20 protein-coding genes and 1 other annotated feature are annotated in these 18,385 nt (G+C 37.1%); of the genes, 14 read left to right on the forward strand and 6 right to left on the reverse strand.

Translation table 11 applies throughout. The features are described 5' to 3' along the window. Window positions 1-79 precede the first annotated feature (79 nt). Window positions 80-1,057, reverse strand: coding sequence for a diacylglycerol/lipid kinase family protein (locus RV17_RS07830; protein ID WP_071868933.1), 978 nt, complete (start codon window positions 1,055-1,057; stop codon window positions 80-82). Window positions 1,058-1,545: 488 nt separating this feature from the next. On the opposite strand from RV17_RS07830, the gene RV17_RS07835 reads away from it, so the two are divergent. Next, window positions 1,546-2,043 (forward strand): QueT transporter family protein, encoded by a 498-nt coding sequence (locus RV17_RS07835; protein ID WP_067482987.1) that lies wholly within the window; start codon window positions 1,546-1,548, stop codon window positions 2,041-2,043. Window positions 2,044-2,329: 286 nt separating this feature from the next. On the opposite strand, the gene cbpA is transcribed toward RV17_RS07835, so the two are convergent. Next, window positions 2,330-2,968 carry a cyclic di-AMP binding protein CbpA gene (cbpA, locus tag RV17_RS07840; protein ID WP_067482986.1) on the reverse strand — a complete coding sequence of 213 codons (639 nt, stop codon included), beginning with the start codon at window positions 2,966-2,968 and terminating at the stop codon, window positions 2,330-2,332. Window positions 2,969-3,127: 159 nt separating this feature from the next. Here cbpA and rpmG point away from each other — a divergent pair, with 159 nt between their 5' ends. The 5 genes from rpmG to RV17_RS07865 all read left to right on the forward strand — a co-directional run bounded on the left by rpmG (window position 3,128) and on the right by RV17_RS07865 (window position 6,371). Continuing rightward, window positions 3,128-3,280: a 50S ribosomal protein L33 gene (gene rpmG / locus RV17_RS07845; protein WP_067482984.1), complete on the forward strand. Its 153-nt coding sequence runs from the start codon at window positions 3,128-3,130 to the stop codon at window positions 3,278-3,280. A 21-nt stretch (window positions 3,281-3,301) separates the two neighbouring features. Continuing rightward, window positions 3,302-3,472, forward strand: coding sequence for a preprotein translocase subunit SecE (gene secE, locus RV17_RS07850; protein ID WP_067482982.1), 171 nt, complete (start codon window positions 3,302-3,304; stop codon window positions 3,470-3,472). Between the two features lie 99 nt (window positions 3,473-3,571). Continuing rightward, window positions 3,572-4,117, forward strand: coding sequence for a transcription termination/antitermination protein NusG (gene nusG, locus RV17_RS07855; protein ID WP_067482980.1), 546 nt, complete (start codon window positions 3,572-3,574; stop codon window positions 4,115-4,117). Window positions 4,118-4,285: 168 nt separating this feature from the next. Further along, a complete protein-coding gene (locus RV17_RS07860; RefSeq protein ID WP_083571973.1) occupies window positions 4,286-5,119 on the forward strand; it encodes an alpha/beta fold hydrolase in 834 nt (277 codons plus the stop codon). A gap of 151 nt (window positions 5,120-5,270) precedes the next feature. Then, entirely contained in the window at window positions 5,271-6,371 is a 1,101-nt protein-coding gene (locus tag RV17_RS07865; RefSeq protein WP_067482971.1) for a lactate oxidase, read from the forward strand. Between the two features lie 480 nt (window positions 6,372-6,851). Here RV17_RS07865 and RV17_RS07875 read toward each other — a convergent pair whose 3' ends face one another. Next, a complete protein-coding gene (locus tag RV17_RS07875; RefSeq protein ID WP_071868936.1) occupies window positions 6,852-7,397 on the reverse strand; it encodes a hypothetical protein in 546 nt (181 codons plus the stop codon). A gap of 134 nt (window positions 7,398-7,531) precedes the next feature. Between RV17_RS07875 and RV17_RS07880 the strand changes: the two genes are divergently transcribed. Next, window positions 7,532-7,999 carry a helix-turn-helix transcriptional regulator gene (locus tag RV17_RS07880; protein WP_071868937.1) on the forward strand — a complete coding sequence of 156 codons (468 nt, stop codon included), beginning with the start codon at window positions 7,532-7,534 and terminating at the stop codon, window positions 7,997-7,999. A gap of 242 nt (window positions 8,000-8,241) precedes the next feature. On the opposite strand, the gene sdaAA is transcribed toward RV17_RS07880, so the two are convergent. Together sdaAA and sdaAB are read right to left on the reverse strand one after the other, a co-directional pair. Continuing rightward, window positions 8,242-9,114: an L-serine ammonia-lyase, iron-sulfur-dependent, subunit alpha gene (gene sdaAA, locus RV17_RS07885; protein WP_067482964.1), complete on the reverse strand. Its 873-nt coding sequence runs from the start codon at window positions 9,112-9,114 to the stop codon at window positions 8,242-8,244. 17 nt (window positions 9,115-9,131) lie between these two features. After that, window positions 9,132-9,800, reverse strand: coding sequence for an L-serine ammonia-lyase, iron-sulfur-dependent subunit beta (gene sdaAB, locus RV17_RS07890; RefSeq protein WP_067482958.1), 669 nt, complete (start codon window positions 9,798-9,800; stop codon window positions 9,132-9,134). 326 nt (window positions 9,801-10,126) lie between these two features. Here sdaAB and rplK point away from each other — a divergent pair, with 326 nt between their 5' ends. From rplK to RV17_RS07920, 6 genes are all read left to right on the forward strand, one after another. Next, complete coding sequence (gene rplK, locus RV17_RS07895; protein WP_067482956.1) at window positions 10,127-10,549, forward strand: 50S ribosomal protein L11; 423 nt, start codon at window positions 10,127-10,129, stop codon at window positions 10,547-10,549. Between the two features lie 108 nt (window positions 10,550-10,657). Beyond that, window positions 10,658-11,347 carry a 50S ribosomal protein L1 gene (gene rplA, locus RV17_RS07900; protein WP_067482954.1) on the forward strand — a complete coding sequence of 230 codons (690 nt, stop codon included), beginning with the start codon at window positions 10,658-10,660 and terminating at the stop codon, window positions 11,345-11,347. Window positions 11,348-11,429: 82 nt separating this feature from the next. After that, window positions 11,430-11,555: a sequence feature (ribosomal protein L10 leader region), on the forward strand. A 118-nt stretch (window positions 11,556-11,673) separates the two neighbouring features. Beyond that, on the forward strand, window positions 11,674-12,177 hold the full coding sequence (gene rplJ / locus RV17_RS07905; RefSeq protein WP_067482952.1) for a 50S ribosomal protein L10: 504 nt from the start codon (window positions 11,674-11,676) through the stop codon (window positions 12,175-12,177). A gap of 50 nt (window positions 12,178-12,227) precedes the next feature. After that, window positions 12,228-12,596 (forward strand): 50S ribosomal protein L7/L12, encoded by a 369-nt coding sequence (gene rplL / locus RV17_RS07910; protein ID WP_067482950.1) that lies wholly within the window; start codon window positions 12,228-12,230, stop codon window positions 12,594-12,596. 710 nt (window positions 12,597-13,306) lie between these two features. Then, on the forward strand, window positions 13,307-14,002 hold the full coding sequence (locus RV17_RS07915) for a TVP38/TMEM64 family protein (RefSeq protein ID WP_071868938.1): 696 nt from the start codon (window positions 13,307-13,309) through the stop codon (window positions 14,000-14,002). Window positions 14,003-14,070: 68 nt separating this feature from the next. After that, a complete protein-coding gene (locus tag RV17_RS07920) occupies window positions 14,071-15,252 on the forward strand; it encodes an MFS transporter (protein WP_071868939.1) in 1,182 nt (393 codons plus the stop codon). An 89-nt stretch (window positions 15,253-15,341) separates the two neighbouring features. On the opposite strand, the gene RV17_RS07925 is transcribed toward RV17_RS07920, so the two are convergent. Further along, on the reverse strand, window positions 15,342-16,898 hold the full coding sequence (locus RV17_RS07925) for an ABC-F family ATP-binding cassette domain-containing protein (protein WP_071868940.1): 1,557 nt from the start codon (window positions 16,896-16,898) through the stop codon (window positions 15,342-15,344). Window positions 16,899-17,134: 236 nt separating this feature from the next. On the opposite strand from RV17_RS07925, the gene nagB reads away from it, so the two are divergent. Then, window positions 17,135-17,836: a glucosamine-6-phosphate deaminase gene (nagB, locus tag RV17_RS07930; RefSeq protein ID WP_071868941.1), complete on the forward strand. Its 702-nt coding sequence runs from the start codon at window positions 17,135-17,137 to the stop codon at window positions 17,834-17,836. The last annotated feature ends 549 nt before the right edge of the window (window positions 17,837-18,385 follow it).

Here is an 18,385-nt window from a genome sequence, read left to right on the forward strand (position 1 = left end):
TAGCGGGTAAAATCAACCATCGTTGATTTTACCCGCTAATTGCTTTTTAGCATGTATTAATTGTTTTAGAAACATGACCTTATTTTTTCGTCTGGCACCAGAATGACTGGTTTTTTGTTCCAAACTGTAAATCAAATGATTGAGGTGCAATGTCTTCACCGTCTGCTTGACCAAACTGGGGAGTCGTGGAAACGATGCGTAGTTTGCTTGTAGTAAAGTGATGGAAATTTTTTGATTTCAATTGTTTCTTTTGTAGTAATAAAATCACGATCCAAATAATTTTGAATAAATTAATTCTTTCAACCACAACGAAATCAATCGTTGGCTTAAATGCCTCAGCAGTTGGTGCAATAGCAACGCCGCCCCCAAAATAAGGATGGTTGGTTGTAGTACAAAGAAAAGCTTTTTCAAAATTTATTGTTTTCCCGCCAACATCTACCAAAATTGGGAATCCTTTTTGTGTAAAAAAGACACGTAAAATGGATAAAATATAGGAAAGTGAGCCTAAATTATATTTATTTAAGCGCTCTTTGGTAGCAGAATGGTTTGTTGCATGAACGATTGCTGCATCAAGACCAATTCCCAAATTGTTGACTAAAACCCCTTTAGTATCGGTCACTTGTTCTTGATAAGTCAGCAGATTGATTTCCTGTGGCTCGGTTGTGTTCAATAAATTAGTGACCGCTTGTTCTGTATTGCGAGATAAGCCAATTCCTCGAGCAAAATCATTTCCAGAACCAGCTGGAACATAAGCAACGGGGAATTCCAAATCTAATTGGTAAAAGGTATTTAAAACTTGGTGTAGCGTACCGTCACCACCGACGATAACTAGGAGTGGAAAGGTAGTCAATGTTTCTTGATTTTCAGTAGTCCATGGCACCAGTGTAGCTTTGGCAAGTTGTTCCGCTAGCTCTGCATCATGTCCGGGATATTCTGAATAGTAGACAGAATAGGTAGCTCGATACTGATCGAAGATAGGTAACATTTTATCGGCGACTTTCTGTCCATTGCCACTTCCAGCAGCTCGGTTGATTAAAAGATGATAATGAAAATTCATGTGTGCCTCCTGTGGCTAACGCAAAAAAAGATCTTTTTTTGCAGATTCCTAGTTATTATAGCAGAGGAAATCCGAAATAAAAAAGAACTTACACGAAAAAAACAAAAAAAGTCTAGCAAGTGCTTAATCCTTAACTGCGTAAGGAGAAGAATTCTAAGGTTCGAAATGTCCACTTAGTTCTTCCGCTGCTTGCTAGACCCTGGTAATAGTAAGAGGTAGCTCAAATTCCCACACCTTTCTGTTGTTTATTTAAGTTCATAACAATTCTCTGCGTGCAAAACCTACTTCGTTTGCGTGACGGGGAATTCCTATGTCCTCTTACACTTACTTTATACCATAAAACGTACGTTTTTGCAAGCGTTTGCACTGGTGCTGGCTACTAAAAAAGCAAAAGTATGGTTGAAAAGTAAAAGACATCTGCTATAATACCCTTTGCGGTTCGTCGACCATCCCGCGTTAACAAAACTAGGAGAAAAGAGGAAAAGGAAATGAAAACAAAGAGTAATCAGCGTTTAAGAGTAGTAATGATTAACGGAATTGTGATGGCTTTATATTTGGCGTTAACTTTTATTACACCACTTTCATCAGGTCCCGTTCAAATTCGGATTTCGGAAAGCTTGAACCATTTAGTCGTCTTCAACCGAAAATTATTATGGGGTGTCTTGGGTGGTGTAGTTGTATATAATGCATTTTTTGGCTTTGGTATTTTAGATGTCCTGTTCGGTGGTGGACAAACATTGCTTGCATTAGGTATTACAGCTCTATTGTATAATAAAGTAAAAAATGTCAAAGTTCGCTTAGCATTAAATACGCTATTTTTCACAGTGAGTATGATCTTGATTGCGTATATGCTAGTGCCAACAGGCGGGAAACCTTTTTGGATCACATATGGAACATTGGCGTTGAGTGAGTTCGTGACAATGGCAATCTCGGCACCAATTATGTATTACTTGAATCGAGCAATTGGATTCGATAAAAGAGTATAGATTTTTCTAACACGAGCAATAGCCGACTAAAAAATTATTTGGCGTTCGCTTGTGTCAGCTGGTTAATGAATAATCAATAAACAAAGCAGTTGCGCGAGTAACAGCTTAAACAGCACCGCCAAAATGGGTGGTAAGTGAGTCAATGAAGTTAAAAAGAACTAGCCAACTCTCTTGTTAGAGTGAGGGCTAGTTCTTTTTGTATTTTTGAGAGTTTGCCTAAAAGAGATGAAAATAGAATCTTATACGAAAAAAAGTTACGCCAATTTAGCGTAACTTTTTTTGTTACTTACATATCTCTTAAATTTTCGATTTCGACAACTTTGTAGTTTTTACGTTCCAAATGTTCAACAATTGTATCGCAAAGTTTTTGGTCTGTGTCAGCTGGTAAGGTAATCAATGTGCGACGAATAAATTCGTCTTTGCCAATATCCAATGTGATACAGCTGGCAATGCTGCTGTATTTAGAAATAATTTTAGAAATGGCTGCTAAGTCACCTTGCTTACCCGTAGAAGCAATAGTTAGAACGTAGCTTCCTTGCTCAACGCTCCAAGATTGTGACAACATGTTTAGCAATGTGCTATGCGTCAAGATGCCATAGAAATGATTTTCATCATCGAGAACAGCAATATAAGGTAACTCTTTAATTGTGAAGAACACTTTAAAGAATGAAGTATTCACGTAAATAAACTTTGTCGCATTTTTTAACAGGTGAGTGACTGGCAAAGTCATGTCTCCGCCGTTTGCTTTATGACGGTAGATGTGCATTTTGTAGATATTTCCGCGGAAGATTTTTCCGGATTCATCTAAGATTGGCACACAACGATAACCAGATGTTTCTAAGATTTCAAGTGCTTCTTCTAATGTATTTGTTTCTGTTACAGTTGTTAGATCTTTTTTCTTATATACAAGCGTTTTAAGTAGCATAATAATACCCCCATATCTCATTTTTACTTCATTTCTTACTAATCATATCATAAGTATTTATAAAACAATAGCTAGTACTCATCACAAATTGACAAGAACTTATTTCCATGCTACTGTTAGAATGTATAAATTTGATTTTCAGTTAGGAGGTAGACACGGATGGCAAAGAAAAAAGCAGCATTAGCTTGTTCCGTTTGTGGCTCTCGAAACTACACCAAATCGGTTAGTGAAGGAAAAAGTGGCGCGCGTTTGGAAATCAATAAATTTTGTAAATATTGTAATCAGTACACATTACATAAAGAAACAAAATAAGAACGAAACGAGGACACAACGGTGAAATTTATTAAAAGTGTATTGGCTGAAATGAAACAAGTTACTTGGCCAACAAAAAGACAATTACGTCGTGACACTTTAGTTGTCATTGAAACATCAATTATTTTTGCTTTGATGTTTTTCATTATGGACACAGCAATCCAAAGCTTGTTTGCATTAGTTCTTAAATAAGACGCTAGTAAACGAGCGTGATTTGTGCTATAATTGGATGGAAGAAAAACTTCGGGTGACTGAGGTTTTTTTATTTTACAACGAAATGAGGAGCCGTAAATGGAATCTTTTGAAAAAAATTGGTACGTGCTGCACACGTATTCTGGTTATGAAAATAAGGTAAAGGCAAACATTGAATCTCGTGCGCAAAGCATGAAAATGGCTGATTATATTTTCCGTGTCGTTGTCCCAGAAGAAACAGAGACTGAAGTGAAAAATGGCAAAGAAAAAGAAACGGTTCATAAAACATTTCCTGGTTATGTCCTAGTTGAAATGATTATGTCCGACGGTTCTTGGTATGTTGTTCGTAATACTCCAGGAGTAACTGGTTTTGTAGGATCTCACGGTGCTGGTAGTAAACCTGCTCCATTGTTACCTGAAGAAGCAAATCACATTTTACGTTCAATCGGTATGAGCGTACGCCAAAATGATTTAGAAGTTGGCGTTGGCGAAACAGTGAAAATTATTGAAGGTGCATTTGCTGGACTTGAAGGACACGTAACTGAAGTCGATGAAGAAAAAGAAAAACTAAAAGTAAATATCGATATGTTTGGTCGTGAAACAAGTACTGAGCTTGACTTCGATCAAGTAGATAAAATTGACTAATTAAACAGAAACCTGAAATGCTAATCCTAGTGATTGGCGCTTCAGGTTTTTTTAGTAGATAAGACGGATCGTGTGTGAAAAGGAGGAATCAGGTCATTGAAAAAATTTAACTCAAAGAAAATCAATCCTGCTTTGATCATCAGTTTACTTTTATTAGGGCTGGTCATCATGGCTGGTTGTCAAAGAACAAATGATAAATCTAGTTCCAATGCGTCTACACAAACTGAAAAAACGACGCAAACGAGCGATGCGCCAAAGAAGTCAACGACACCAACACTTTTTTTTCACGGCTACAGTGGAACAGTCAATTCTTTTAAGGGCATGTTGCAACGGTTAGAAGAAACGCAACTAGCAAAGCAATCGCTTCAGTTGACGGTCAGTCCAGATGGAACGGTTCAAGCAACAGGCAAGTTAAGTCAGCAGGCAGAAAATCCAATGATTCAAGTTTTGTTTACTGATAATGTCAACAATGAGTGGAATCAGACGGAGTGGATCAAAAACTGTTTAACCTATTTACAAACAACGTATGGTGTGGAAAAAGTGAATGTTGTTGGGCATTCGATGGGTGGCGTAAGTGCATTGCGCTACTTGGTAACTTATGGCCAAGAGACTTCGTTACCTCAAGTCGAAAAATTTGTAGCGATTGGTGCGCCATTTAATGACTTTACAGATGATAGTGCGCAAACTTTAACAGATGAACGAGCAAATGGTCCGGCAGTCACTTCCAGTCGCTATCAAGACTATCAGCAAATGATTGACAATGTTCCTACACAGACAAAGGTGTTATTAATTGCGGGGCAGTTAAGTCAAACCGATTTAAGTGATGGAACGGTGCCACTCAATAGTGCGTTAGCTGTATTTGCTTTGCTAACCCAGCACGGAAACCAAGTGAAGGAAAAAGTCATCGAAGGAGATAACGCTTCCCATAGTATGCTTCATGAAAATCAAGAAGTAGATCAACTTGTGCAGAAATTTATTTGGGAAGAGAATGCAGCTAGTTAAAAAATTGATAAAGCAAGAACTTTTAGTTGAAATATATTGGGCGTTAGCTATTTTAAGCTAGCGCTCTTTTTGTCGAGTATAAATATTTGCTTACTTTTTGTAAGAGTAATATACTTAATTTCGTAAAGTTGAAAAGAAAGAAGGAGTCAAAATGACTTATCATACAAGTAATGAAGAACATCCAATCGAAATCGTAAACATTGCATCACTAGAAGACCGCGTGAAAGAACGTATGGAAGCGGGGGCTTTCGGTTATATTCGTGGCGGTTCTGAAGATGAATGGACGATGAAAGAAAATACTTCTGCATTCAATACTAAAAAAATTATGCCACGCGTCTTGCGCGGGATTGATCATGCTGATTTACACACGTCTGTTTTTGGTATTGATTTAGATACACCAATTATTCAAGCACCATCAGCTGCGCAAGGATTAGCTCATGAAAAAGGTGAGGCGGATACTGCAAAAGGTGTAGCAGCAGCTGGTTCAATTTTTTCAATCAGTACGTATGCGAATACAACAATTAAAGACGCCGCTGCAGCAGCACCAAATGCGCCACAATTTTTCCAACTATATATGAGTAAAGATGATGGTTTCAATGAATTTATTTTGACGCAAGCGATGGAAGCCGGAGCAAAAGCAATTATTCTTACTGCGGACTCAACATTAGGTGGTTATCGTGAAGAAGATGTCATCAATCAATTCCAATTCCCATTACCAATGCCTAACTTAGCTGCTTATAGCGAGCAAAGTGCTAGTGGAAGTGGTGAAGGAAAAGGAATTGCTGAAATTTATGCTGCTGCTAAACAAGGGCTAGTTCCGGATGATATCAAAAAAATCAAAGAATTTACTCATCTTCCTGTTTTTGTAAAAGGAATTCAATCACCAGAAGACGCCGAAGTTGCAATTGCTGCTGGAGCAGATGGTATCTGGGTTTCAAATCATGGTGGACGTCAATTAGATGGTGGTCCTGCCTCATTTGAAGTATTACCAATGATTGCTGCAACAGTTAATAAACGTGTACCAATTGTTTTTGATTCAGGCGTACGTCGTGGTGAACATGTTTTCAAAGCATTGGCAAGTGGTGCGGACTTAGTAGCAATTGGTCGTCCAGTGATTTATGGGTTGAATTTAGGCGGAGCAGAAGGCGTAACTTCTGTTTTTGAACATTTCAATAAAGAACTATCAATTACTATGCAATTGGCTGGAACAAAAACAATTGAAGAAGTAAAAAATACAACATTGTTGGATTAGGTGAGGGAGTTGTAGTCAAAAACTTTCTATCTACATTTAAATACACTAATAAAATGAAGAAAGAGCAGTGACGAAATTTTTGTCACTGCTCTTTCTCTGAATAAACGGTGTTCAAGAAGTAACTCCTTCGTAAATAAGTCGAAGTGTCACAAACATTTGAGAAGAGATTTTTAGAAAGTCCTTCTTATTTTTTTGAAGGTGCCCACCTTTGTTACAGCCACTTTATTATCAAGATTTTTGTAAGAACAATCAATTTAGTGAATTCGGCTAATTATTTTTTTCTTGATAAAAGATCTTGTACTTCGTAAGTGTGAAGTTGCTGCTTAATTTGGTCAATTTCATCTTGCTGTCTAGCGGATTTGATAGATAAAGATATTACGGCTCCTGAGAGTAATAAGATTGCGATGAAATCATAGTGATCAATAAAAAATTTAAAAATATCCCTAAATATGTTCATTTCTATTCCTTTCGTAAGACAAATTAACGATTGTACATGTAATCATCAAAACCTAGTGCTGCTGGAAAGCCAAATGAGGCTGTAATTCCAGCCATTATCCAACCACCGTTAGGTTTATATTCTTTTTTAGAAAGAATACCACGAGATACACATTGCTTAGCAGCGTATCTACCAACATTGTACATTCCTTGAATAATTGCAATAGCCGAGGCGATAATCCCTAAAATGACTTCAATACCAACTCTGGAATGAGGCTTGGTACTTAAAAACTCAAGATAACCATTCAGTAATTCATCGTGATTTTCAGAAGTGACAGTTTTTCCATAAAAATATGCTTCAAAGTATTTTACGGAAAAGCTGCTAGCATTTTCTTTTAAGTATGTCACAGCTTGGTTATAGTTTTGATTATTTTCATTAAGGACGTATGTTTCTTGTGTGCTTGTTTGTTCATTAGTCAGTTTAATCTGATTGTTTTCTTCAGCTAAGACAGTAACTGTTGGGGCAAGAGCTCCAGAAATTGTAATAACTGATAATAAACCTGTAACAACTTTTAAATTTTTTGCCAACATTCTCAACACTTCTTTCTAAAATTTTTCTTTACAAAAATAACTTACTACGTAATGATGTAATTAACTATCAAAGGTGTTTTACATAAGGCTTTACATTCGTAAAACTATATAGGAAAGGGGTTTGTTTGATAGCTATGTACCAAAAAATAAAAGCAGAAAGATTGAAAAAAGAACTAACACAAGAAGAATTAGCAGAAAAAATCTTAGTTTCTAGACAAACAATTTCTAATTGGGAAAATCAACGAGCGATTCCTACTACGGATAATATTATTCTATTGTCTCAATTGTTTGATTTGCCAGTTGACTATTTTTATTCTGAAAATGAAGTGATGGACTCAGAATATCTGAGTAAACGAGTGAGAAAAAATAGATTATTTGAAATGCAAGATTTGAAATTATGGAACCTTGCTTTGATTATTCTTTTAGTAATTGCGCTACTTATTCCTTACTCCGCGCCGATTGCTCTTTCCATGATTTTTACGTGGAAGAATAAAATTACTCCAAAACAATTTAAACGGGCGGCTGCACTGATAATTGTGATCGTTTCGTTTGATATTTCAGCGATGCTTATAGTGTTCCTTTATTTTGTAGGGTATAAATAGATAGAGCAGATAATAAATAAAAATAATTCATTCGTTTATAGTAAAAGGTCAATTATTAAGCTAAGAACTTTTTCTGAAGCAACAATGTATTTCAACATAGTAGTAGGCTGGCCGTGATAGGATGCATGAATTTATCGGTTAACAAATACATAGGTAAAGAAAATAAAAAACCTGAAGACAACAACCATGAAAGGATTGTTGTCTTCAGATTGGTCGAGGCGGAATTATCTGCCCCGACCTTTTTAAGCTTGTTTAGTTAACAGCTCATTGGTTAAGCGTTGTGCAGTTGGCGTAGTAGCTAGACCACCCTCAGCCGTTTCTTTGAAAATCGATGGCATTTGACGACCAACTTGATACATAGCAGCAACTACTTCGTCTGGTGGAATGACGCTTTCGATTCCTGCAAGTGCCATGTCTGCTGAAATAAAAGCTTGTGAGGAACCTAAAGCATTTCGTTTCACACAAGGAACTTCTACTAGTCCTGCAACAGGATCACAAATCAGTCCCATCATATTTTTTAAAGTAATGGCAATTGCTTGAGCAGCTTGATGAGGTGTGCCATTTTTAGCACAAACTAAAGCCGCAGCTGCCATTGCGCTAGCGGAACCAACCTCCGCTTGACAACCGCCTTCGGCACCGCTGATTGAAGCATTGTTTGCAATGACTAATCCAAATGCTCCTGCTGTGAATAAAAAGTCTAGTTGTTGCTCGTGTGTCAAAGAAAGACGTTCACGAACGGCCATTAATACACCGGGGACAACGCCCGCACTTCCAGCAGTTGGTGTTGCACAGATGAGTCCCATTTTGGCGTTGACTTCATTCACTGCGATGGCATTTCTTACTGCTGTTAAAATCGTATCACCGCTCAAAAAATCACCTTGTTCTAAATAAGTATCTAAACGTTTTGCATCTCCACCAGTAATTCCTGTGACAGAAGTAACGCCAGCTTTTCCTTCAGTGATTGATTGCTCCATGACTGCTAGATTTTTTTCCATGATTTGAATGATGTGTTCGCGCGAACGGCCGCTCATTTCCATCTCGGTTGCAATCATTAGCTCTGCGACAGATGAGTAGTCTTTTGCTTGTTCGACTAATTCTTCAATTGATAAAAACATAGGCTTTGCAGACTCCTTTAATCAAAGTAATTCACGCTATCAATATGTGGTAGCTGTTGTAGTTTTCGGACAGTTTCTTCGACTTGTGGATCATCCACTTCGATAATCATAATGGCATTTTCACCTTTTGACTCTCTTGTCACGGTCATCGTTCCGATATTTGTGTTTGTTTCGGAAAGAATATTGGTCACTTTGGCAATCATTCCAGGAACGTCTTGATGGACAACAATCAGTGTTGGTGTTCCCATACTTAAAGAAATCTTGAAACCGTTGAGTTCGGAAATCTGAATATTTCCGCCACCAATCGAGATACCAGTGACTGACAATTTCCGTTTTCCTTTTGATAAAAGCATTTTGACTGAGTTTGGATGTTCTGCTTTTTCACTTTTTGGTACGAATAAAACTTCCATCCCAGCTTCATACGCTAATTTTAGTGAATCAGCTAAACGTTCATCATCAGGTTCCATTCCCAACAAACCACCAACCAAAGCAATGTCGGTACCGTGGCCACGATAAGTTTTCGCAAATGACTCATAAAGGTAAATATCAACAGAATCTGGTTGCTCACCAAAAATACTGCGAATCACTTTGCCAATTCTAGCTGCTCCAGCTGTATGAGAACTGCTTGGACCAATCATCACTGGCCCGATAATATCAAAGACGCTTCTATACTTTAACTCTTTCATTTTTTCACCTCGTCAAATTCTTAAGGAAAAAAGTTTCTACAAACTTCATTTTTCGTACATTTAATTATTCTGGCGTAAGTTTAGCACAAAAGGACGAAAGAAAGAAAAAAATCTTTCCTTTATAAGAAAATTTTTAGCACTTTTTGCTGATAACTATAAAAATAATCAAAAAAATTCTTGAAAATATGATTGGATTTGCTATAATGTATCAGTGTGCATTGAAATGCACATTTTTATCTAACTTTTTTAAATTGATAGATGAAAACGTGGGAGGAGAAATATGTATCTCCAATTAACCACATCACGGACTTAAGGAGGTATGTCTCGTGGCAAAGAAAGTAGAAAAAATCGTTAAATTGCAAATTCCTGCAGGTAAAGCAACTCCAGCACCACCAGTAGGTCCTGCACTAGGTCAAGCGGGTATCAACATTATGGGATTCACTAAAGAATTCAACGCTCGTACAGCTGATCAAGCAGGCTTGATTATCCCAGTTGTAATCTCAGTATATGAAGATCGTTCATTTACTTTTGTTACAAAAACACCACCAGCTGCAGTTTTATTGAAAAAATCAGCTAAAATCGAAAAAGGTTCAGGTGAACCAAACAAAAATAAAGTTGCTACAATTTCTAGCGATCAAGTAAGAGAAATCGCTGAATTGAAAATGGAAGACCTAAACGCTGCTAACGTTGAATCAGCAATGCGCATGGTTGAAGGAACTGCACGAAGCATGGGTATCGTTGTAGAATAATTTATTCTACCGTCCCCAAGAAAGTAGCTTCTCAGTTGGCTCTGTATTGAAAGATATAGAACACGTGGGAGGTACAACCGTTATAACCACAATCAAGGAGGAAACAAAATGGCTAAAAAGAGCAAAAAAATGCAAGATGCATTAAAAAAAGTTGATTCAAGTAAAGTTTATCCTGTTGCAGAAGCAGTAGCTTTGGCAAAAGAAACTAACATTGCAAAATTCGACGCAACTGTTGAAGTTGCTTACCGTTTGAATGTTGACCCTAAAAAAGCAGACCAACAAATTCGTGGTGCTGTTGTATTACCAAACGGAACTGGTAAAACACAATCTGTTTTAGTATTCGCTAAAGGCGAAAAAGCAAAAGAAGCTGAAGCAGCTGGTGCAGATTTCGTTGGTGACGACGACATGGTTCAAAAAATCCAAGGTGGATGGTTTGACTTTGACGTAGTTGTTGCAACACCTGATATGATGGCAACTGTTGGTAAATTAGGTCGTGTATTAGGACCTAAAGGCTTAATGCCTAACCCTAAAACTGGAACAGTTACAATGGACGTAACAAAAGCTGTTAACGAAGTAAAAGCTGGTAAAGTAACTTACCGCGTTGACAAAGCTGGTAACGTACATGTTCCAATCGGTAAAGTTTCATTCGATGACGCAAAACTTATCGAAAACTTCCAAACAATCCATGATGTATTAGTGAAAGCTAAACCATCAGCAGCTAAAGGTCAATACATGAAGAATGTTACTGTAACAACAACATTTGGACCTGGTATCCACGTTGACCAAGCTTCTTTCTAATTTTAATTAAGTTAGATAGTTGATTGATCCAACTGAAAAATAATTCTTGACTCAACTAGTTTAGCGTGCTAAGCTAGTTGAGGTTAATAATTAACTTGTACCGAAGACAGTAGGTGGCTTAGCCTTAATTTCCTACCGAGGACGTTTATTGAATAATTTCAATAGTCCCTCTATGTCTACGGTGGCATAGGGTTTTTTTATTGTGAATTACTAAGAAATTAGCTGATGAACAATACTCGCTAAGCGAAGTAAAAAGGATTTCTTTTGAACAGCATAATGAGGCAACTAAAAACTCTTCCATCAAAATTCAGGAGGTGAAACTCAAAATGAGTGAAGCAGCAATCGCAAAAAAAGCAGAAATCGTTGATAAAGTAAGTGAAAAATTTACAGCAGCAGCATCTGTAGTAGTCGTTGACTACCGTGGACTAACTGTTGATGAAGTAACTCGCTTACGTAAACAACTTCGTGATGCAAACGTAGAAATGAAAGTTATCAAAAACTCTATCCTTTCACGTGCTGCAAAACAAGCTGGATTAGAAGGCTTGGACGAAGTATTTACTGGCCCTACAGCCGTTGCATTTAGTAACGAAGATGTAGTTGCACCAGCAAAAATCATGGATGAATTTGCTAAAGAAGCAAAAGCATTAGAAATCAAAGGCGGTATCATCGAAGGTAAAGTATCTTCATTGGAAGAAATTACAGCCTTGGCAAAATTGCCAAACCGCGAAGGTCTTCTTTCTATGTTGCTATCTGTACTACAAGCGCCAGTCCGCAACGTGGCTTACGCTGTCAAAGCAGTCGCAGACAAAGAAGATGGAGATGCAGCTTAATAGCCGCATAGCATAAATAAAACAAACAACATTTAATGGAGGAAATTATCATGGCATTGAACATTGAAAACATCGTTGCTGAGTTAAAAGAAGCAACTATCCTAGAACTTAACGACCTAGTTAAAGCTATTGAAGAAGAATTTGGCGTATCTGCTGCTGCTCCTGTAGCTGCAGCTGGTGCTGTAGCAGGTGCTGCAGCTGAAGAACAAACTGAATTCACTGTAGAATTAACTGCAGCTGGAGACCAAAAAGTTAAAGTTATCAAAGCAGTTCGTGAAGCAACTGGCTTAGGCTTGAAAGAAGCTAAAGCTGTAGTTGACGGCGCTCCTGCACCAGTTAAAGAAGGCGTGTCTAAAGACGAAGCTGAAGAATTAAAAGCTAAACTTGAAGAAGTTGGCGCATCAGTAACAGTTAAATAATTTTTGCTGATTATAGAGCACCAAAATCCTTGATATGATGGGATTTTGGTGCTTTTTTTGTTCTTTGACCATACTTTTTAAGAATTGATATACTTTGCAAACTTGTTTACGGACTAATCTTTTTTTGTATGAGTATAGATGTTCATAGATAGTAGGATGATGGTTTGGGTGACCCAGTTCTTGAACTTATTCAGTGAACTAGCTAGCTTCAATAATAACTGTAGTCGGTAGGATGAAATTCGTGAACACTTAGATCATTAAAAATATTTTCTTTACATATTCTGGGTAATATCATTTTTAGAGCTGTTTGAAGATAGGTATATCTTTAAGTCGGAATCATTTCAGACATTTTTGGAACTAGAATTGTTTTTTCCTTTCAGGAATATTGTTACTGTTTGTTGCAGTAATAGCCAAGAAAAGAAAGGCATTATTTGATTGATAAAACATATGGGTATAACCACAAAATTGAATCAACTTTGCTGAATATAAAGCACCAGAATCTTTGATATGATCGGATTCAGGTGCTTTTTATGTTGGTTAGTAGTTAATAGCTGTATAAAAGATATAGGTGAACAGGTATTGGACGTGGTTTTGATTTTTTATTCCAAATGTTGTTTAGAAAGTATGATTAGATTAAGGAGGAAACAAAGAAAGAGAAACCTATGCTAAAATAAGATATAAATAGGGAGTATTTGAGAAAAGGAGTATCAATGAAAAAGAGAATAGTTCAAATCATTTTGATTCTATGTGGTATCGGATTGATTTCTTTTATTGGTTATCATGTCTATTTGCAATATGCAAAGGATATTGATATTTTGTTAAATCCAAAGGCAAGTCAGGCGTTATTACAAAAAACAGTACGTTCCCATGGGGTAATTACTGCGGCGTTATTGATTTTATTAACAACAGTGATGTGTGTTGTTCCAGGGATTCCGACATCAATTGTTGGCGTTTTGGTGGGGGTTAGTTATGGTCCAATTCTTGGAAGTCTCATCAATATTAGTGGGAATGCCTTGGGAAACTTATTCGCTATTTTTTTATTACATCACTTAACTTTTTTGGATCAGTCAACCAAAGAAAATCGCTGGGTGAAAGCAATTACTCGAATGAGGCATCCTAAAATAGGTGTGATGATTGGCTACATGGTACCAGTGATTCCTTCTTCCATTGTCAGTTTTACAGCCTATACACTGAATCTATCTTTAAAACAAGTAGCGTTATCGGTGATTTTAGGTGTATTACCGTCATCAATCTTATATGCTTGTGGGGGCGAAGCCTTGTTCCATGGCTATAACAAAACAGCAGTAGGAATTATTGCTAGTGTACTTCTACTGATTGGGTTAGTTGTTATTATTTATAAGGACCGTGAAAAACATCGTCTAGATAAGGAAAAGAAAAGTGAATAAAATGTTCTTAGATGATTTCATTTTTTTTATGAAAGAGCTACACTATTAGTTGGAAGTGAGGGGAAAGAATGGAACAAAAAAACCAAATTCAACTAACAGGAGCATTGACGACTTTACTAGCAACTACTTGTGGTGTAGTGGTTGCCAATATGTATTATATCCAACCGATTGGAACAAAAGTAGCAACAAGTTTTTCAGTTAGTACGAGTGCAATTGGTATTTTAACCATGTTGACGCAACTCGGCTATGCTTTAGGCTTATTATTCTTAGTGCCATTGGGCGATGTGGTAAATCGACCTAAATTGATTATTCGAATGGCTGCATTGTCTGCTATTTCGTTGTTGGCTGCTTTTTTTGCGCCATCGTTTACGTTATTTGCATGTGCATCTTTCTTAATTGGTTTACTGTCTATTGTGCCACAAATCATTATTCCGTATGGCGCTGTCCTAGCGGGCTCAGCCGCACGCGGAAAAGTAATGGGCCAATTATTAAGTGGTTTATTGATTGGGATTTTATTATCGAGAACAGTATCAGGAATTATTGCCAGCGTGTTTTCTTGGCGAATGGTCTATTTATTTGCGTTGCTTGCTGTGGGGCTGTTAACAGCGTTGCTTTATGTGAAATTACCGAGGACGCAAGAAAGTCGAAAAGCATCAGTTTCTTATATCGATTCTTTGAAGAGCTTACCGCATTTATTTACATCTCAACGTTTATTACGTGAATCAGCATTCAACGGCTTTTTTATGTTTGGAACGTTTTCTATTTTTTGGTCAACTTTGATTTTTTATATTAGCAGTCCTGTTTATCATTGGGGCACATTTGAAGCAGGGATCTTAGCGATTTTTGGTTTGTCGGGAGCTGTTGCAGCACCGATTGTTGGGCGTTTAGCAGATTCCTATTCCGAAAGAAAGATTATTTCGATGGGATTGTGGATGCAAACACTTAGTTTTGTCTTACTTTTGATTGGTGGAAATCATCTAACACTTTTATTATTTGCAATTATTTTATTAGATGTTGGTAATCAATTTGGTCAAGTTTCTAACCAAGCACGTGTTCAAGGTCTTGGTGAAGAAGCAAGTAACCGGAATAATACGATTTTCATGTTTATGTATTTTATCGGGGGAGCAACAGGTTCGTTAGTAGGAACAACGATGTGGGAACATTTTGGCTGGATGGGTGTCACACTTGCAGGGCTCGCTTTTCAAGCATGTGCCTACTTCTGTCAATTGGTTTTATTCCGCAAGAAATAAAAAGTTAGTAATAATCAAAAACAAAAAAGGTGAAACAAAACGTATTTTCGTTTTGCTTCACCTTTTTTGTTTTGACACCTGTCATTTGCTCAGTGCTTGCTGCTGTACGTTGCTTCATTCGTTTCGATCTCAATCACTCGATCAACCAGTTCTTGATAAAATTCTTGTTCATGGGAAACAACTAAGACAGTTCCTGTAAATTGTTGTATTCCTTTTTGCAAGCTTGCTTTTGTTTCGTGATCAATATGGTTAGTGGGCTCATCTAAAATCAGGAGATTGCCACTGTTCATAGTCATCTGTGCAAGTTTTACTTTTGTTTGCTCACCACCACTTAGCGTAGCTAGTGGTTCGCTTGCCAGCTGGTTAACTAAGCCAGCTTTGGCTAATTGACGACGTAATTCTTTGATCGTTGCTTTTGGAAAGTGCCCACTTAAATATTGCAAAGGTGTTTCTAATGGGTTTTCCCAAGTTAGGTCTTGCGAAAAATAATTGATTTTGGTGTTTTCTGGAAAATGAAAATCACCATCTAACTGTTTGATTTCACCAATTAAGGTTTTAAGCAGTGTTGATTTTCCGATTCCGTTAAAGCCACGAATCGCAACCGTTTCCCCAAAGCGAATAGTCAAGTTGATAGGTGCTAGTAGAGGTCGTTCATACCCAATGACTAAATCGGTTGTCTCTAGTGCTAATGTTGTCACGATTGGTGTGAAAGGAAAATCAAATACTGCAGTTGCTGTGTTGGTTGGTGGCTTCAATCGATCAACTTTATCTAATTGTTTTTGGCGACTCTTTGCCATTGTCGAGCGAGAACCGGCTTTGTATTTACGAATATAGGCTTCTGTTTTCTCAATTTGTTTTTGTTGCGCATGATATTGACGTAAATAACTTTCTCGGTTTTGTTCTTTTTGTTTCAAAGCCTGTTTTAGATGGCCAGTGTATTTCGTTAATTGACCGAATTCAATATCAGCAATGTGTGTAGTGATTTGGTCTAAAAATTCTTGATCGTGGGAAATCACGATATACGCACCTTGAAAGCTTTGCAGAAATTGTGTCAGCCATTGAATGTGTTGATCGTCTAAATGGTTCGTGGGTTCGTCCAAGATTAAAACATCAGGATTTTCTAAAAGTAATTTAGCTAAAATCACTTTTGAACGTTGTCCACCGCTTAGTTCTTTTAACAATGTGTTGGCTCCCAACACATCTAAGCCAAGTCCGCTACTCATTTCAGCGACAAATGTATCAATTTGATAAAAGATTCCTTGATCGAGTTCGGTTTGTAATTTTCCTGCCTTTTCAAGTAGTGAATCATCAAAAGTTTCACCGTATTGGGTATAAAGCTCGCCAATTTTTTGTTCTTTTTCAAATTCATCGGCATAAGCAGTTTTCAGAAACTCTTGGATTGTCAATTGTTCGTCAACTTCGACATACTGGTCTAAATAGCCACGATGAATATTCTTTTGCCATTGGATATGACCGTTATCTGGCAAAATTTCCCCTGTGATAATTTTAATCAGGGTACTTTTACCCGCACCATTTTGACCAATCAGTCCTAAATGTTCACCAGCATTTAATTGCAGTTGGACATCTTCATAAAGAATTTTATCACCGAATTGTTGGGTGATATTTGTTAGTGTTAATATACTCATAATTTCTCCTTCTTAATAGTAAAAAAACTGCAGACAATTGTGTCCGCAGTCATCAAGTATCCTGGTTAAAGTGCAGCAAAAATCAATTTAATTATCTCGTCTTATGCAAACTAACACAGATGAATGAAAAATGTCAAGAAAACGAAAAAAAACGAATTTGGTCTATACTAATTATTGTAATTCCAAAAAAAGGGTGCTATAATTGGGCTATACCAAAACACAAAGGAGTAATCACTATGGAAATCATTCGTGTGAAAAACGCTGAAGAAGGCGGCAAAAAAGCTTTTGAAATAATCAAAGACGGCATGGAAAATGGGGCAAAGGTTTTAGGCTTGGCAACAGGTAGTACACCAATTACTTTATATAAAGAAATGACTTCAAGCGACATTGATTTTAGTGACATGACTTCTGTTAACTTAGATGAGTATGTTGGACTAGGCGGATCAGATGAACAAAGCTACCGTCATTTTATGAATGTTCAATTATTTGATAAAAAACCATTCAAAGCAACTTATGTACCAAATGGTAAAGCGGAGGATTTAGGTGCTGCATGTAAAGAATATGACAAAACAATTGATGAAAATCCAATTGATATTCAAATCTTAGGAATTGGTCAAAATGGACACATTGGTTTCAATGAACCTGGTGCGCCACTTGATGGAACAACTTCTGTCGTTGACTTAACTGAATCAACAATCAATGCAAATAAACGTTTCTTTGATAAAGTGGAAGATGTACCAACTAAAGCTGTTTCAATGGGAATTGGTTCAATTCTTAAAGGTAAGAAAATCGTCTTGATGGCTTATGGCGAAAACAAAGCAGATGCAATCAAAGGAATGGTGGATGGACCTGTGACGACAGAAATGCCAGCAAGTGCATTGCAAAACCATGATGACGTTGTTGTAATCATCGACGAAGAAGCTGCAAGTAAACTGTAAAGAAAAGGTTGTGGTTCCAAGCGACTAGCTCCGAAAAAATAGCAAACAGGCGCACAAAATAGCTCTTCATATTTTGGTGAGACTGTGAGCTATTTCGAGGAGTTGCTTGGGGAACACCGTGAATGAGGTTGTGGCGCAAAGCGTTTAGCTTCGAAAAAATAATGAGCAACTGACAAAAATAGCATTCCATATTTTTAGGCAGTTACGAATTATTTCGAGGAGTTGCTTGGGGAACACCGTGAATGAGGTTGTGGTTCCAAGCGTTAAACTTCAAGCAATAAGGAATTTTTTATAGAAATAGTTTCTCATGTTTTTATGAAAAAAAGACTTATTGCCGAAGGAGTTGCTTTGGGAACACCATTTGCTCGAAAACAGGAGGCATGACAAAACTTTTGTCATGCCTCCTGTTTTGTTGTATGAACTTAGATGAAACGAACGATTCGTGGTAGCCAGTTTTATTTTTAAAAGGGTAAAATTATTTGATAAATTTTTTTTCATTTGTTTTAGGTTAAGTAAAAAAGAAAAGCTGGCTGAATCCTTGAGGTTGAA

Origin of the sequence: Enterococcus thailandicus, assembly GCF_001886265.1 — a bacterium.
GTDB lineage: Bacteria > Bacillota > Bacilli > Lactobacillales > Enterococcaceae > Enterococcus_B > Enterococcus_B thailandicus.

Excerpts from the sequence above, each read along its gene's own strand:
- RV17_RS07830 (WP_071868933.1), bottom strand. The coding sequence starts at position 1,057 with ATGAATTTTCATTATCATCTTTTAATCAACCGAGCTGCTGGAAGTGGC.
- RV17_RS07835 (WP_067482987.1), top strand. The coding sequence starts at position 1,546 with ATGAAAACAAAGAGTAATCAGCGTTTAAGAGTAGTAATGATTAACGGA.
- cbpA (WP_067482986.1), bottom strand. The coding sequence starts at position 2,968 with ATGCTACTTAAAACGCTTGTATATAAGAAAAAAGATCTAACAACTGTA.
- rpmG (WP_067482984.1), top strand. The coding sequence starts at position 3,128 with ATGGCAAAGAAAAAAGCAGCATTAGCTTGTTCCGTTTGTGGCTCTCGA.
- nusG (WP_067482980.1), top strand. The coding sequence starts at position 3,572 with ATGGAATCTTTTGAAAAAAATTGGTACGTGCTGCACACGTATTCTGGT.
- RV17_RS07860 (WP_083571973.1), top strand. The coding sequence starts at position 4,286 with ATGGCTGGTTGTCAAAGAACAAATGATAAATCTAGTTCCAATGCGTCT.
- RV17_RS07865 (WP_067482971.1), top strand. The coding sequence starts at position 5,271 with ATGACTTATCATACAAGTAATGAAGAACATCCAATCGAAATCGTAAAC.
- RV17_RS07875 (WP_071868936.1), bottom strand. The coding sequence starts at position 7,397 with ATGTTGGCAAAAAATTTAAAAGTTGTTACAGGTTTATTATCAGTTATT.
- RV17_RS07880 (WP_071868937.1), top strand. The coding sequence starts at position 7,532 with ATGTACCAAAAAATAAAAGCAGAAAGATTGAAAAAAGAACTAACACAA.
- sdaAA (WP_067482964.1), bottom strand. The coding sequence starts at position 9,114 with ATGTTTTTATCAATTGAAGAATTAGTCGAACAAGCAAAAGACTACTCA.
- sdaAB (WP_067482958.1), bottom strand. The coding sequence starts at position 9,800 with ATGAAAGAGTTAAAGTATAGAAGCGTCTTTGATATTATCGGGCCAGTG.
- rplA (WP_067482954.1), top strand. The coding sequence starts at position 10,658 with ATGGCTAAAAAGAGCAAAAAAATGCAAGATGCATTAAAAAAAGTTGAT.
- rplJ (WP_067482952.1), top strand. The coding sequence starts at position 11,674 with ATGAGTGAAGCAGCAATCGCAAAAAAAGCAGAAATCGTTGATAAAGTA.
- rplL (WP_067482950.1), top strand. The coding sequence starts at position 12,228 with ATGGCATTGAACATTGAAAACATCGTTGCTGAGTTAAAAGAAGCAACT.
- RV17_RS07915 (WP_071868938.1), top strand. The coding sequence starts at position 13,307 with ATGAAAAAGAGAATAGTTCAAATCATTTTGATTCTATGTGGTATCGGA.
- RV17_RS07920 (WP_071868939.1), top strand. The coding sequence starts at position 14,071 with ATGGAACAAAAAAACCAAATTCAACTAACAGGAGCATTGACGACTTTA.
- RV17_RS07925 (WP_071868940.1), bottom strand. The coding sequence starts at position 16,898 with ATGAGTATATTAACACTAACAAATATCACCCAACAATTCGGTGATAAA.
- nagB (WP_071868941.1), top strand. The coding sequence starts at position 17,135 with ATGGAAATCATTCGTGTGAAAAACGCTGAAGAAGGCGGCAAAAAAGCT.